15 protein-coding genes and 1 riboswitch are annotated in these 14871 nt (G+C 46.2%); of the genes, 13 read left to right on the top strand and 2 right to left on the bottom strand.

Features of this window, described 5'->3' with window-relative positions; genetic code table 11:
• Window positions 1–24 precede the first annotated feature (24 nt).
• From OTK50_RS06560 to OTK50_RS06505, 12 genes are all read left to right on the top strand, one after another.
• The gene (locus OTK50_RS06560; protein WP_003153380.1) at window positions 25–510 is read left to right on the top strand and encodes a DUF3907 family protein; all 486 of its coding nucleotides are present in this window, start codon (window positions 25–27) and stop codon (window positions 508–510) included.
• A 112-nt stretch (window positions 511–622) separates the two neighbouring features.
• On the top strand, window positions 623–1774 hold the full coding sequence (locus OTK50_RS06555; protein ID WP_044802131.1) for a D-alanyl-D-alanine carboxypeptidase family protein: 1152 nt from the start codon (window positions 623–625) through the stop codon (window positions 1772–1774).
• Window positions 1762–2352, top strand: a complete 591-nt coding sequence (locus OTK50_RS06550; protein ID WP_003153385.1) for a nucleoside recognition domain-containing protein — start codon at window positions 1762–1764, stop codon at window positions 2350–2352. The genes OTK50_RS06555 and OTK50_RS06550 overlap by 13 nt, the downstream gene beginning before the upstream one ends.
• 4 nt (window positions 2353–2356) lie before the next feature.
• Window positions 2357–2893, top strand: a complete 537-nt coding sequence (spmB, locus tag OTK50_RS06545) for a spore maturation protein SpmB (RefSeq protein WP_015240119.1) — start codon at window positions 2357–2359, stop codon at window positions 2891–2893.
• A 93-nt stretch (window positions 2894–2986) separates the two neighbouring features.
• On the top strand, window positions 2987–3721 hold the full coding sequence (rluB, locus tag OTK50_RS06540; protein WP_007612296.1) for a 23S rRNA pseudouridine(2605) synthase RluB: 735 nt from the start codon (window positions 2987–2989) through the stop codon (window positions 3719–3721).
• Window positions 3722–3805: 84 nt separating this feature from the next.
• Window positions 3806–4345 (top strand): thiol-disulfide oxidoreductase ResA, encoded by a 540-nt coding sequence (gene resA / locus OTK50_RS06535; RefSeq protein ID WP_003153391.1) that lies wholly within the window; start codon window positions 3806–3808, stop codon window positions 4343–4345.
• Window positions 4342–5970, top strand: a complete 1629-nt coding sequence (gene resB, locus OTK50_RS06530; RefSeq protein WP_044802134.1) for a cytochrome c biogenesis protein ResB — start codon at window positions 4342–4344, stop codon at window positions 5968–5970. Before resA ends, resB begins: the two co-directional genes overlap by 4 nt.
• A gap of 18 nt (window positions 5971–5988) precedes the next feature.
• The gene (ccsB, locus tag OTK50_RS06525) at window positions 5989–7164 is read left to right on the top strand and encodes a c-type cytochrome biogenesis protein CcsB (RefSeq protein ID WP_007409434.1); all 1176 of its coding nucleotides are present in this window, start codon (window positions 5989–5991) and stop codon (window positions 7162–7164) included.
• An 81-nt stretch (window positions 7165–7245) separates the two neighbouring features.
• The gene (resD, locus tag OTK50_RS06520; RefSeq protein WP_003153397.1) at window positions 7246–7968 is read left to right on the top strand and encodes a DNA-binding response regulator ResD; all 723 of its coding nucleotides are present in this window, start codon (window positions 7246–7248) and stop codon (window positions 7966–7968) included.
• Complete coding sequence (locus OTK50_RS06515; RefSeq protein WP_007409435.1) at window positions 7965–9746, top strand: ATP-binding protein; 1782 nt, start codon at window positions 7965–7967, stop codon at window positions 9744–9746. Before resD ends, OTK50_RS06515 begins: the two co-directional genes overlap by 4 nt.
• A 190-nt stretch (window positions 9747–9936) precedes the next feature.
• Window positions 9937–10521 (top strand): RNA polymerase sigma factor SigX, encoded by a 585-nt coding sequence (gene sigX / locus OTK50_RS06510; RefSeq protein WP_003153399.1) that lies wholly within the window; start codon window positions 9937–9939, stop codon window positions 10519–10521.
• Complete coding sequence (locus OTK50_RS06505; protein ID WP_224224355.1) at window positions 10496–11560, top strand: sugar dehydratase; 1065 nt, start codon at window positions 10496–10498, stop codon at window positions 11558–11560. Before sigX ends, OTK50_RS06505 begins: the two co-directional genes overlap by 26 nt.
• Window positions 11561–11605: 45 nt before the next feature.
• Here the strand turns inward: OTK50_RS06505 and serA are convergent, their stop codons facing one another.
• Window positions 11606–13183, bottom strand: coding sequence for a phosphoglycerate dehydrogenase (gene serA, locus OTK50_RS06500; protein ID WP_224223643.1), 1578 nt, complete (start codon window positions 13181–13183; stop codon window positions 11606–11608).
• Window positions 13184–13389: 206 nt separating this feature from the next.
• Window positions 13390–13524: riboswitch (FMN riboswitch) on the top strand.
• 147 nt (window positions 13525–13671) lie between these two features.
• Here serA and OTK50_RS06495 point away from each other — a divergent pair.
• Window positions 13672–14244 carry an ECF transporter S component gene (locus OTK50_RS06495; RefSeq protein ID WP_003153402.1) on the top strand — a complete coding sequence of 191 codons (573 nt, stop codon included), beginning with the start codon at window positions 13672–13674 and terminating at the stop codon, window positions 14242–14244.
• 136 nt (window positions 14245–14380) lie between these two features.
• On the opposite strand, the gene OTK50_RS06490 is transcribed toward OTK50_RS06495, so the two are convergent.
• Window positions 14381–14629 carry a ferredoxin gene (locus OTK50_RS06490; protein WP_003153403.1) on the bottom strand — a complete coding sequence of 83 codons (249 nt, stop codon included), beginning with the start codon at window positions 14627–14629 and terminating at the stop codon, window positions 14381–14383.
• Window positions 14630–14871: the final 242 nt, after the last annotated feature.

The raw sequence follows: 14871 nt of genomic DNA, 5'->3' as shown, positions 1-14871 counted from the left end.
AAGAGAGGAAGGAAACGGACGGAAATGGGAAATTCGATTGTGAGGGCCCATACTGAAGAAACTGGTGAATTTTTAGCCGAGGTTGTCACGATGGTCAGCAGCTATTTAAATCATACAACATTGCCGGAGATGCGGGCTCAAGGAGAGGCGGATGAGGCATACTGCCGCGACGTGCTCAGTGTGCTGAGGAGGATGACCGTCTTTTGCGAAGGCGCCCAGGAAGCCTGCAGGCGGCTTTTAATGCAGGAGCCGTTTCATGAGGTGAGAGCGGAAAAAACGCTGTATAAAGTGTATCATCAGTGCGTGGAAGAGTTTTTCATGCCGAAAAAGGATACATGGTACGAAAACAGCCGCGCCGCTTATACAGGCCAAAGCGCGATTGAATTCTACCAGCAAGTGCCGGACTCGCTGCGGAGCCTTCTGCTTTCGCTCAGCAGTGAATTTCTGCGCATGCGGGAAGAATTGGCGCAATATGAAGCATCAGGCTCAAATATGGCATCAGTCAGATAAAAACTCTTCCTTTTGGGAGAGTTTTTTTATGTGAAAGTGACGCAATTGGTATTCATAAGTCATGGACATGCGCATAAACTTGTACAAACCCACAACAAGGACGTGAGCATTCATGCGCTTTTTCAAAAAAGCTGCCGTATTTCTTTTGACTTTTGTTATTCTTTTTTCCATTACAGACGGCAATACGGCACATGCCCAAATACATGTCAGCGCAAAAAGCGCGATTATAATCGACGGAGCATCTGGCAGGGTGTTATTCGCCAAGGATGAACATCATAAGCGGCGGATTGCAAGCATTACGAAAATCATGACGGCGGTGCTGGCGATTGAATCAGGGAAGATGGAAGAGACCGTGACGGTTTCCCCGAATGCCGTAAAAACGGAAGGCTCAGCCATTTATCTTCAGCCGGGACAAAAAGTGAAGCTGAAAGATCTCGTATACGGGCTTATGCTGAGATCAGGAAATGACGCCGCTGCAGCAATAGCTGAATATGTCGGCGGAAGCCTTGACGGTTTTGTATTTATGATGAACAAAAAAGCCGAGCAAATCGGGATGGAAAATACAAAATTTCAAAATCCGCACGGACTGGACGACCATGAAAATTTATATTCAACGGCGTATGACATGGCGCTTTTGACTAAATACGCGATGAAAATCAAGGAATACCGGACCGTTTCAGGCACAAAAGTGTATAAGGCGGAAACGATGGACCGGGTATGGAAAAATAAAAACAAGCTTCTCACAGGGCTCTACCGTTACAGCACAGGCGGAAAAACAGGTTACACAAAAATCGCGAAACGGACGCTCGTCTCGACGGCCTCAAAAGACGGTACGGATCTCATCGCGGTCACCATAAATGATCCGGATGATTGGGATGATCATATGAATATGTTTAATTATGTCTTTGATCACTATAAAACCTATGTCGTCGCCAAAAAAGGCGGCATTCCGAAGCTGAAAAAGACGTTTTACGGAAAGCGCGCTTTTATTGCCCGGGATGTCAAATATTTGTTAAAAGAGGATGAAATCGACGATGTAAAAATCCGCACAACCTTAATAAAACCGAAAAAAGCCTGGAAAAAGGACGCCTCTCTCATTCCTGATGTCGTCGGCCGGATGACTGTTATGCATGATGGGAAAGTGATCGCCAAGATTCCCGTCTATTATGAAAACGAGCGCCATAAAAAACCGAAAAAGCATTTCATTGAGACGTTTACGAGCCTGTTTATGAGCGCGGCGGGCGGTTCGTCATGGTCAATTTAATCTGGGTATGTCTGACGGTAATCGGACTTGTCTTTGCGATGTTTAACGGTACCTTGCAGGATGTGAATGAAGCCGTTTTTAAAGGAGCGAAAGAAGCGGTTACGATCTCGTTCGGATTAATGAGCGTTCTCGTGTTCTGGCTCGGCCTGATGAAAATAGCCGAGCAGTCCGGCCTTTTGGATATATTCAGCAGAATGTGCCGCCCGTTTATTTCTAAGCTGTTTCCCGATATTCCCCCTGATCATCCGGCGATGGGATACATCTTATCAAATCTCATGGCAAACTTTTTCGGACTGGGAAATGCGGCGACACCGCTCGGCATTAAAGCCATGGAGCAGATGAAAAAGCTGAATGGAGGTAAGTCTGAGGCCAGCCGTTCCATGATTACCTTTTTGGCGGTAAATACTTCGAGTATTACATTGATACCGACAACCGTCATTGCCGTGCGCATGGCTTACTCGGCGAAATCACCGACCGATATCGTCGGGCCGACCATCTTAGCGACTTTAATTTCGGGAATCGGCGCGATTTTCATTGACCGCTACTTCTGGTACCGCCGCAAAAGAAAAGGGAGGTAAGCGAATGGAAATGGTGAATTGGCTGTCTTTAGCCATGATTCCGATTATTATCGCCGGTATATTGATATACGGCACGATCAAAAAAGTACCGACGTATGAATCATTCGTTGAAGGCGGAAAAGAAGGAATTGAGATTGCGTTTTCCATCATTCCCTATTTGGTCGGGATGCTGGTGGCGATTACCGTATTCCGGGCCTCGGGCGCGCTGGATTTTGTCATGGGGCTGTGCAAGCCTTTCTTTACAGCGATCGGCATTCCCGCAGAAGTTGTGCCGCTTGCTCTGATCCGCCCGATTTCGGGGACGGCGGCGCTCGGCATGACGACAGATCTGATCGCCGTGTACGGGCCTGATTCATTTATCGGCAGGCTGGCTTCGGTCATGCAGGGATCGACTGACACGACGCTGTATGTCCTGACGGTGTATTTCGGGGCGGTCGGCATCAAAAAAATGGGGGATGCTTTAAAGGTTGGTCTTCTTGCTGATTTGATCGGGGTGGTTGCATCAATCATCATAGTTACGTTATTATTTGGAAGCGCCTGAAATCAGGCGCTTTTTATATATCAAAATAACTCTCCTTGAAAAAGCTTGTTTGTTCAAGGGGAAAAAAGTAAGATTATACTTGAGGTGAACGACATGGAAAGACTGCAAAAAGTTATTGCTCATGCCGGCGTGGCATCACGCAGAAAGGCGGAAGAGCTGATAAAAGAAGGAAAAGTAAAGGTGAATGGAAAAGTAATAACAGAGCTCGGCGTAAAAGTGACCGGTTCTGATCAGATTGAAGTAAACGGATTAAAGGTGGAGCGGGAAGAACCCGTGTACTTTCTGCTTTATAAACCGAGAGGAGTGATCTCAGCAGCTGATGACGACAAAGGGCGGAAAGTGGTGACCGACTTTTTCAAAGAAGTGCCGCAGCGCATTTATCCGATCGGCAGGCTTGATTATGATACGAGCGGACTTTTATTGCTGACAAATGACGGCGAGTTTGCCAACAAACTCATGCATCCGAAATACGAAATTGATAAGACGTACGTCGCCAAAGTGAAGGGGATTCCTTCCAAGGAACTTCTGAGAAAGCTTGAGCGCGGCATTCAGCTTGAAGAAGGCAAGACGGCGCCGGCCAGAGCGAAAATGCTTTCCCTGGACAAAAGAAAGCAGACGAGCATCATTCAGCTGACGATTCATGAAGGACGGAACAGACAGGTCCGCCGCATGTTCGAGGCGATCGGTCATGACGTGCTGAAACTAAAACGTGAAGAATACGCATTTTTAGATTTAAGAGGCCTGCGCACAGGAGATGCAAGAGAATTGTCGCCGCATGAGGTGAAAAGGCTGCGGGCTTTAGCTGAACACGGTAAAAACGCTTTCTAATTTTCACATAACCTTCAAAAATTACAAAACGTGTTGATGATATAATTGAATGGATTTGCAGGCAGGGGAGGGGAGCAGTGTACAATGAACAAAAAACGGCGGCGTTTATTCATTCGGACCGGCATCCTTCTCATCTTACTCTGCGCGCTCGGATATACCATCTATAATGCTGTTTACACAAACGGCGAGCGTATATCTGAGGGGTCCAAAGCCCCGAATTTCGCGCTGAAAGATACAGAGGGCAGACTCATAGAACTGAGTCAGTTAAAAGGAAAAGGCGTTTTTCTGAATTTCTGGGGAACGTGGTGCGAGCCGTGCAAGCAGGAATTTCCCTATATGGAGAATCAATACAAGCATTTTAAAGACCTCGGTGTCGAGGTGGTTGCGGTAAATGTCGGCGAATCAAAAATTGCAGTACATAATTTTATGAAAACATACGGCGTCAATTTCCCGGTTGCGCTCGATACTGACCGGCAAGTGCTGGACGCGTACGGCGTATCACCTATTCCGACGACATTTTTGATCAATCCCGACGGAAAAGTCGTGAAAGTGGTGACCGGCACGATGACAGAACGCATGGTTCATGACTATATGAATTTAATTAAGCCGGAGGCGTCTTCATGAAAAAGGTCAAATGTGAATGCGGGCACGTGAATCCAGCCGGGACGGTTTTATGCGAGTCGTGCGGGAAGCCGCTTGATGATCAAAAATCGCCGCTTGCCGATATGCGGTACGACGGCAGCGCAAGGCGTTCGCAAACATATAACAAAACAATCGTCGATAAGGTATGGAACTTCTTTTCTTCCGTAAAAGTCGGAATATGGCTGATCGTCATTACTCTGGCGGCGTCTGCTTTCGGCACGGTTTTTCCGCAGGAAGCTTATCTGCCGCCGGGCGCCCAGCCGGATACATATTATGAACAGCAGTACGGCATAATCGGCCAAATGTATTATCTGCTGGGATTTCATCACCTGTACGGCTCATGGTGGTATATGCTCCTGATCGCATCCATTGGCATATCACTGGTCATCTGCAGCCTGGATCGGGTGATTCCTTTGTACAGGGCGCTGAAAAATCAAGGAGTTCGGCGGAATCCGGTCTTTTTGCAGAGGCAGCGTCTATACAGCCGGACAGAAACCGAGCTGAGCGGTGATGCGGCTGATAGCCTCAGAACACGATTGAAAAAAAAGCATTATAGAGTGCGAGAACAAGAGGGAAGCATTCTGGCGGAAAAAGGCCGTTTTTCAAGGTGGGGGCCCTACGTCAATCATATCGGTCTGATCATTTTTCTGATCGGAGCCATGCTGAGATTTGTACCCGGTATGTATGTCGATGAAACGCTCTGGGTCCGTGAAGGCGAAACCGCTCAGATCCCCGGCACTGACGGCAAGTATTACTTAAAAAACAACCGGTTCACGATGCAGACATATAACAAAGACACTGAGAAAAAAGTATTCGCCGACGCCATTGACAGAGCCGGAAACGGCAAAGTCGCCAAATCCTTCACAACGGACGCGGTTTTGTACAAGAGGGAAGGCGACATTGTATTCGGCGAAAAGCCGAAGCTTAAAAGAGTCAAAGAAAACAATATCCGCGTCAATGAACCGCTGCGTTTTGACTCCTATTCTGTGTATCAGGTGGACTATAAAGAAAACCAGCTCGATCAGATGGTATTTCAGCTGATCGACCAAAAAACAAAACAGTCATTCGGCAAACTGAAGATCAATCTTCTTGATCCCGACACGGACTATGATCTTGGTAACGGTTACAAAGTGCAGATCGCCAGTTATCTTCCTGATTTTTATTTTAACAAGGACGGAGAACCGAGCACGAAAACGAAGGTTCCTAACAATCCGGCTTTTGTCTTTAAAATCACGGCTCCTGACAAGCCGAAAGGGGAGAAAAGTTTTGTTGCGATTCAGCAGACTGTTGAAGGTTCCGAAAGTAACAAGTACAAATTAAAATTCGACCATGTGGAAACGAAAAACATTACAGGACTCACCGTCAGAAAAGACTTAACCTTATGGGTGCTTGCCGTCGGCGGCGCGATCTTTATGATCGGCGTCATTCAAGGAATGTACTGGCAGCACAGAAGGATCTGGATCAAAACAGGTGATCATGAAGTGCTTGTGGCGGGACATACGAACAAAAACTGGTTCGGTCTGAAAAAGGATATCGAATTTGTTCTTAGCGGGACCGGGATTCAAGAGCCGGCCGATCAAAAAGAATTGGCCAAAAATCAGGCCTAGTGAAAAAGGAGTGGTGTCATGGCGGAGCTGAGCGCAAATTTTCTTTATGCTGCCTTTTTGATTTATTTAATTGCCGTCCCGGTTTTCGGCGGCGCCATCCGGGGAACAAAAGGTGCTAAGGACGGTAAGGGCCGCTGGTCGGCTATCGGAATCACGTTAACCATTTTCGGATTTCTTTGTCATCTCGGCTACTTCATTGCGAGATGGTCGGCAAGCGGACATGCGCCTGTCAGCAATATGTTTGAATTTACGACGTCATTCGGCATGATGCTTGTTCTCGCTTTTATTATTATTTACTTTATTTACAGACTGCCTTCATTAGGCATGTTCACATTGTCTATCGCGCTTTTGCTTATCGCATATGCAAGCATGTTTCCGACAGACATCACGCCGCTTATTCCGTCACTGCAGAGCAATTGGCTGTACATTCACGTCACGACGGCGGCGCTCGGGCAGGCGATTCTTGCGATCAGTTTTGTAGCCGGCGTCATTTTCCTGTTAAAGCATGTCGACCAATCCAGACCGGGCAAAAAAACGTTCTGGCTTGAAGTCATCATGTTTATACTCGTGACGACCGTGGCATTTATCGCCGTCACGTCGGCATTCCGGCTGGCGGACTACAAAGCTGAATTTAATTGGGTGGATAAAAAAGAAGCCAAAAGCGTCATGATATATGATATGCCTGCGCTTGTCGGCCCGCATGAGGGAGAACTGCTTACGGAAGGCGCAATGAAGCCGCTTATTGAGCTTCCGGCCATTTTTTCAGGCAGAAAGGTCAATACGGTGATCTGGTCGTTTGGCGCAGGTCTCGTTTTATACGGTGCGCTCAGGCTGATATTCAGAAAGAGAATCAGCGCTCTTATCAGCCCGCTCGTCAAAAATGTGAATCTGGACTTGGTCGATGAAGTCGGCTACCGCGCTGTTTCCATCGGTTTTCCGGTATTCACACTCGGCGCGCTTGTGTTTGCGATGATTTGGGCGCAGCTTGCATGGACGCGTTTTTGGGGCTGGGACCCGAAGGAAGTATGGGCGCTGATCACCTTTTTATTTTACGCAGCGTATTTGCACTTGCGGCTGTCAAGAGGCTGGCATGGCGAAAAGTCCGCGTGGCTTGCCGTCATCGGCTTCGCCATTATTATGTTTAACTTAATTTTTGTGAATCTCGTGCTTGCCGGACTTCATTCGTACGCATAGATGCAAAAAGCCGATACAGTTCTCAAGCTGCCGCACAGTTTGTTAAAATGAAAGTAACAGAAGGAAAGCAGGGGGAAAACGATGGATCAAACAAATGAAACTAAAATATTAGTAGTAGATGATGAAGCCAGAATTCGACGCCTTTTAAGAATGTACCTTGAACGGGAAAACTATGTGATTGAAGAAGCGGAAAACGGCGACGAGGCCATTAAAATGGGGCTGGCATCAGATTATGATCTGGTGCTCTTGGATTTAATGATGCCGGGAACGGACGGAATCGAAGTATGCCGGCAGCTCAGAGAAAAAAAAGCGACGCCGATTATCATGCTGACGGCAAAAGGGGAAGAAGCCAACCGCGTCCAGGGGTTTGAAGCGGGTACGGACGATTATATCGTCAAGCCTTTCAGCCCGAGAGAAGTGGTGCTTCGGGTAAAGGCGCTTTTAAGAAGGGCTTCCCAAACATCTTATCTGACAGCAAATACCCCGACAAAAAATGTGCTCGTCTTTTCGCATCTATCCATTGATCACGATGCTCACAGGGTGACTGCGGACGGCACGGAGGTGAGCCTGACGCCGAAGGAATATGAACTGCTGTACTTTCTGGCGAAAACACCGGACAAAGTGTACGACAGGGAAAAGCTTTTAAAAGAAGTGTGGCAGTATGAATTTTTCGGAGACCTCAGAACGGTGGACACCCATGTCAAACGGCTCCGTGAAAAATTAAATAAAGTGTCCCCGGGAGCGGCGAAAAAAATCGTCACCGTATGGGGAGTCGGATACAAATTTGAGGTAGGCGCTGAATGAAGTTTTGGAAAAGCGTAGTAGGAAAGCTTTGGTTTACCATTCTTTCACTCGTGTTAATTGTTTTATTTATTTTAACGGTGCTGCTTCTGGAATTTATAGAAAACTACCACGTTGAAGAAGCGGAAAAAGATTTAACGCAGCTTGCCGATAAAATTGCGGTCATAATAGAAAATCATGAAGACCAGCCGCTTGCCAGATCCATCACGTGGGAACTGGCGGACAATTTAACGAGCATCGCGATCATTCAGGATGATAAGCATGTCTGGTATTCGCCCAATGACGATAATCATTTATCCTCTATTACATTAGAGCAGATCAAACATGACCGGGATCTGCACAAGGCGCTGACAGACCGCAAAAAAGTAAGCAAACGCGCGGTCCCCAACAATGCCGGTTCGGATAACGAACGGCTGATCGTCGGAGTGCCGTATGAAAAAGACGGCAAAAAAGGCATGGTCTTTTTATCCCAATCGCTGCTTGCCGTCAAAGATACGACGAAACATACAACACGCTATATTTTTCTTGCGGCGGGCATTGCCATCGTCCTGACAACGTTTTTCGCGTTCTTTTTATCCAGCAGGGTGACATATCCCCTTCGGAAAATGCGGGAAGGCGCCCAAGACTTGGCGAAAGGAAAGTTTGATACAAAAATTCCGATTCTGACCCAAGATGAAATCGGGGAACTGGCCATTGCCTTTAATCAGATGGGACGGCAGCTCAATTTTCATATTAACGCGCTGAATCAGGAAAAAGAACAGCTGTCCAATATTTTAAGCAGTATGGCAGACGGAGTCATCACCATAAATATTGACGGCACCATTTTGGTGACCAACCCGCCGGCCGAACGTTTTCTGCAGGCATGGTATTATGAGCAGAACATGAACATTAAAGAAGGAGACAACCTTCCCCCTGAAGCAAAAGAGCTATTTCAAAATGCAGTGAACACGGAAAAAGAGCAAATGATTGAAATGACGCTTCAAGGAAGGTCATGGGTTTTATTGATGTCGCCTCTTTATGCGGAATCACACGTCCGCGGCGCCGTGGCCGTGCTCCGTGATATGACCGAAGAGCGCAGGCTCGATAAATTGCGTGAAGACTTCATTGCCAATGTCAGTCATGAGCTCAGAACCCCGATTTCTATGCTGCAGGGATACAGTGAAGCAATAGTGGACGACATTGCAAGCACCGAAGAGGAGAAAAAAGAAATCGCGCAGATCATTTATGATGAATCTCTTCGCATGGGCCGGCTCGTCAATGATTTGCTGGATTTGGCCAGAATGGAATCCGGACATACGGGCCTGCACTATGAAACGGTAAACCTGCATGAATTTCTGGAGAAGATCTCCCGCAAATTTTCCGGGGTAGCGAAGGAAAAAGGCGTTTCGCTCACAGAAGACATCTCGGTGTCTCAGCCGGAGTGTGTCTTTGACGAAGATAAAATGGAACAGGTGTTTACCAACCTTATAGATAATGCGCTGCGCCACACGGAGTCAGGCGGAAGCGTTCATATCGCGGCTCAGACCGTAAAAGACGGGCTGAAAATCGATATCAAAGATTCCGGCTCGGGAATACCGGAAGAGGACCTGCCTTTTATTTTTGAACGTTTTTATAAAGCGGACAAAGCAAGAACAAGAGGCAGGGCGGGGACCGGACTCGGACTCGCCATCGTAAAAAATATCGTGGAAGCCCACGGCGGCTCAATTGCGGTTCACAGCAGCATCGACAAAGGGACGACGTTTACATTTTATATTCCGACAAAAGTGCAGGATGACGTCTGAAATTGACGAACAATCTTGTTCCATACGAAACACCCGCATGTTCTGCGGGTGTTTTTTATTTGTTTCTCCTTTAAAAATTTAAGAATATGTTAATATAAATTCCCTTCCAAATTCCAGTTTCTCGTAATATAGTTGTAATGTAACTTTTCAACGCATTTTTACGACAAAAAAGTGAACGGAGGGGTTTCCCATGGAAGAAACCTTTCAGATATTATATGATGCATACCATCAAGATTTATATCAATTTTTATTTTATATGGTAAAAGATAAGTCGCAGGCTGAAGATTTGACGCAGGAAGTGTATATCCGCGTCTTGAATTCCTATCATACATTTGAAGGAAGAAGCAGTGAAAAAACATGGCTGTTATCCATCGCACGCCATGTGGCGATTGACTGGTTCCGCAAGCAGCAGACGATCAGACAGCGTATTATGGGTACGTTTGATTGGGATACACAAGATGTCAGAGATCAGCATTTGCTCCCGGACGAACTCGCCGTACAGCATGAAAACGTCCGGGAAATTTATACCGCGCTTGATCATTGCACCATTGATCAAAGAGCTGTTATTATCTTGAGATTTATTCAGGGATATTCCATTCAGGAAACAGCCGCCGCTCTCCGCTTCTCGGAAAGCAAAGTCAAAACGACCCAACACAGAGGGCTCAAAATACTTCGGAAACAGATGGAGCTTTTGAGGGAGGAGCTAATGGATGATGAAGTCATATTGGAACGAAGAAAGAGTAGAGGAGTTGTTAAGACAACTTCCGGCGGTTAGAGATCATCGTTCACCCGAGGCCATTTACCGGAATATTGAAACAGGTAAACCGTACAGGAAAAAACCGGCCCGAAGCTGGATCGGCCCCGCCGCAGCCGGCGTCTGCGCATTGTGCACCGCTCTGATTATATCTCCTCATCTGATGACAAACAAATCTTCCGGTGATCTAACCGCTGACAGCCGCCAGACTGAAAAAGCCAGTCAGTCAGCTTCTGTCAAGCCGCCGGATCAGAAGACGTTCGTCGTCTCAAACCAAAACAAAAACAATTACATTACCTTGGCATTTGCCGATTCAGAAACATCCGCCGTCATTCCGGTCAGTTTTGAAAAAAAGAAGCCGGATGAATCGGTTTCAGAGGCTTTATCCGAAGCGGAAAACCTAGAAGTGCCCGAATCCTTCCTGTCTGTGCCGAACCTTTTGGACGGTGTGCAGGTAACGGCGGATAAGAAGGACTTGCTTGTGCAGGTAAACGGACGGTTCTCTATCGAATCAGTTGCCGATGCTGACTTATTGAAAAAGATGCTGAAAGAGACTTTGACATGGAGTCCTTACGAGCGGATTAAATTGAAAAAGGTTCAAAACGGAGCCGGACAGGATTTTTATAAATCTTACGGCATTTCCGCTGAGATGTCCGTACATAAACAGACAAACCGGGCGTATTTTTCTTACAGCGACAGTCTGGGACAAGAGTATCTCATCCCGTCTGAACAAACCTATTATTCAGTATATCAGGCTATTGACGGGATGAAGACAACAGACGGAGGCTCACAGACCGCGAGCATTATAGAAGCAGATGCGATTGCATCGGTATCGGAAAGGAAAGACGGTGAGCAGCTGCGGATTCAATTGTCCGAAAAACATACGGTTGAAGATTCGCTGGAAGGGATTTTAATGATCGAAGGGCTTCTGTTAACTGCGAAGGAATTCGGTTATTCTGAGGTGCTGTTCACACATGCGCATACAAAGAAAATCGGTAATTATGATGTGACAAAACCTATCGCTGTGCCTGCCGCGCCTAATCCGCTTCCAAGCCATTAAACGTAAAAAACCCAAAACATATGAATGTTTTGGGTTTTTTGTTGGTTACGGAAGGTCAATCAGTTTAACGGAAACAATATCCTGAATTGAAGTCAGCTCATTGACGACTTTATCATCTAAATGTTTATCAAAAGAAAGCATCATAATGGCTTCTCCGCCTTTTTCTTTACGGCCTACCTGCATGGTAGCGATATTGATATCGTTATCGCCGAGGATGCGTCCGACGCGTCCGATTACACCAGTCGTATCCTGGTGCTGGATATAAACGAGGTGGCCGGCAGGATTTAAGTCAATATTAAAGCCGTTCAGTTCAACGATTCGTTCACCGAAGTGAGGGATATACGTAGCCGTTAACGTAAATGTGCTCCGGTCTCCGGTTACTTTTACGCTGATGCAGTTATCATATCCTGATTCATTGGAGGAAATCTTCTCGCTGAAGCTGATTCCGCGTTCTTTTGCTACACCGCCGGCGTTCACTTCATTGACCGTTGAGTCTACACGCGGTTTTAAGAAACCGGACAGCAGGCTTTTTGTAATAAATGATGTTTCAAGTTTGGCGATGGTGCCTTCATATTGAATCGCAACATCTTTGACGGGTTCCTTCATACATTGTGACACGAGACTTCCGATTTTATCGGCAATTTGGTGATAAGGCTGGATTTTTTTGAATTCATCTTTCGTCATCGCAGGCAGATTGATCGCTGACATGACAGGCAGACCTTTTGCAAACTGCAGCACTTCTTCAGAAACCTGTGCCGCGACATTCAGCTGTGCTTCTTTCGTTGAAGCGCCTAAGTGAGGTGTGGCGATCACCAGCGGATGGTCGGGAAGCTTTGATTCAACTGGCGGTTCCACTTCAAACACGTCAAGGGCAGCGCCTGCGACATGGCCGCTTTCCAGCGCTTCCAAAAGCGCCGCTTCATCAATAATGCCGCCTCTTGCGCAGTTGATAAGACGGACGCCTTTTTTCGTTTTGGCAATGGTTTCTCTGTTAAGCAGTCCTTTTGTTTCCTTTGTTAAAGGCGTGTGGACGGTAATGATATCCGCGCTTTCAAGCACTTCTTCGAATGTCCGGCTGTTTACGCCGATTTTGCCGGCTCTCTCTTCGGTTAAGAAAGGATCGAATACATGAACCGTCATACCGAACGCTCTGGCGCGCTGGGCAATCTCGCTTCCGATCCGCCCCAGACCGACAATGCCTAAAGTCTTTCCGCAGAGCTCCGCCCCGACAAAAGCCGTCCGGTTCCATTCTCTTGATTTTACTGAGATATTGGCTTGCGGAATGTGTCTCATTAATGAAGAAATCATCGCGAATGTATGCTCTGCCGTTGAAATGGTGTTTCCATTCGGCGCGTTTATCACGATAACCCCATGTTTTGTGGCCTCATCAATGTCGATGTTGTCTACGCCGACACCGGCTCTGCCGACGATTTTTAAAGAGGTCATTTTTTTAAACAATTCTTCGGTTACTTTCGTGGCACTGCGGACTAACAGGGCATCAAAGGTATGTAATTCATCTTCTGCATCCGCGACGTTTTTTTGAACAATTTCTATAAAGTCTGATTCCATCAGCGGCTTTAAGCCGTCATTGCTCATCTTATCTGAGACCAAAACTCGAAACATTGTTAGATTTCCTCCTAGTTTAGCTGACTAAATATCTGATAATTTATCATATTCTCAATAGAGTGTCAATGTGTATTGACGCAGTAAAGGAGAAAAGGAAACCGCTGAATCAGCTTAAATTGGGCTTCCCCAATATTTTATTTAAATTTGAGCATTTCTCTATACAATTGCAATTTGATCATATATAATGTGAATAAATTCATAAGATCAATCTTCGGGGCAGGGTGAAATTCCCTACCGGCGGTGATGAGCATCATGCTCTAAGCCCGCGAGCTGCTTCGGCGGCAGGATCCGGTGAGATTCCGGAGCCGACAGTACAGTCTGGATGGGAGAAGATGGAGGTTCAGCAGACGTTTTGATGCTTATATCAAACGTTTCTTTGCCAAGCCTTAGTAAGCTCCCGCTTTTTAACAAAAGCGGTTTTTTTATTGGGGCGCAAAAGAACCTTTCCTCTTTTCGAGAGATTTGATCGAAAAGGAGAGAGCATTGTGAAAGTAAAAAAATTAGTTGTCATCAGTATGCTTAGCAGTATTGCTTTTGTGCTTATGCTGTTAAATTTCCCGTTTCCGGGTCTGCCGGATTATTTGAAGATTGATTTCAGTGACGTTCCTGCAATTATCGCCATTTTGGTTTACGGGCCTGCGGCGGGAATTGCGGTTGAAGCGATTAAAAATATTCTGCAGTATATCATTCAAGGAAGCATGGCCGGCGTGCCTGTCGGGCAGGCAGCCAATTTTATCGCGGGAACGCTGTTTATTCTGCCGACGGCGTTTATGTTTAAAAAGCTTAATTCTGCAAAAGGTCTTGCGGTGAGCCTGCTGGCCGGAACCGCGGCGATGACCGTGCTGATGAGTATTTTGAACTATATTCTTATCCTGCCCGCGTATACTTGGTTTTTACATTCACCGGCACTGTCAAACAGCCAGTTAAAAACGGCGGTTGTCGCAGGAATTCTGCCGTTTAACATTGTAAAAGGCATTATCATCACCATCGTCTTTACGTTCATCTTTACGAAGCTGAAACCTTGGATTGAACAAAAACGCAGCATCCAAACACAATAAGGATTGAAAGCGTCCGCTCTGTGAAAACAGCCGGACGCTTTTTTGTTTGTGCTGATCGGCAAAAAATAAGACTCCGGCCGATAACAGCCGGAGTCTTATTCAGGACGAAAAAGCTCCTCTCACGGGGAGGGCTTTTTTATTCGTATTTCAGCGGGTCGCCTTCGAACGGTTCATCCGCAACTTTGATTGAATCAGTAGGGCATCCTTCAAATGCGTCAATCATATCTTCTTCCAGAACTTCCGGAACTTCGACGACGCCTTTATTTTCGTCAAGCGTAACGAACGCAATGCCTTCATCATCATAATCATAAATGTCTGGTGCCGCAGCTCCGCAGGCGCCGCATGCAATACACGTATCTTTATCTACAATTGTGTACTTTGCCATGAATAAAACCTCCCAGATTGTTCGTGTTGGAACAAATGGTTTACCTTATATATTTTTAAATATAACACCTATTCCTCTTACTTATTGTAATGATGTTAGTGTCAAATTTCAACAGAAAAATGATTGAGAATGCTTATCACATAAGGGATTCTCTTTAGCACTTCCCCCTAAAAGATGACTTTAAACGTCAAATTTATATGAAAATCTGTTAAAATAAAAAGAACCAAAAAACGAAACTTGTC

It is taken from the genome of Bacillus sp. NEAU-CP5 (assembly GCF_026420705.1).
Classification (GTDB): Bacteria; Bacillota; Bacilli; order Bacillales; family Bacillaceae; genus Bacillus; species Bacillus velezensis.
Note: the sequence above shows the minus strand (reverse complement) of the source record. Positions and strands in the feature narration are given on the sequence as shown.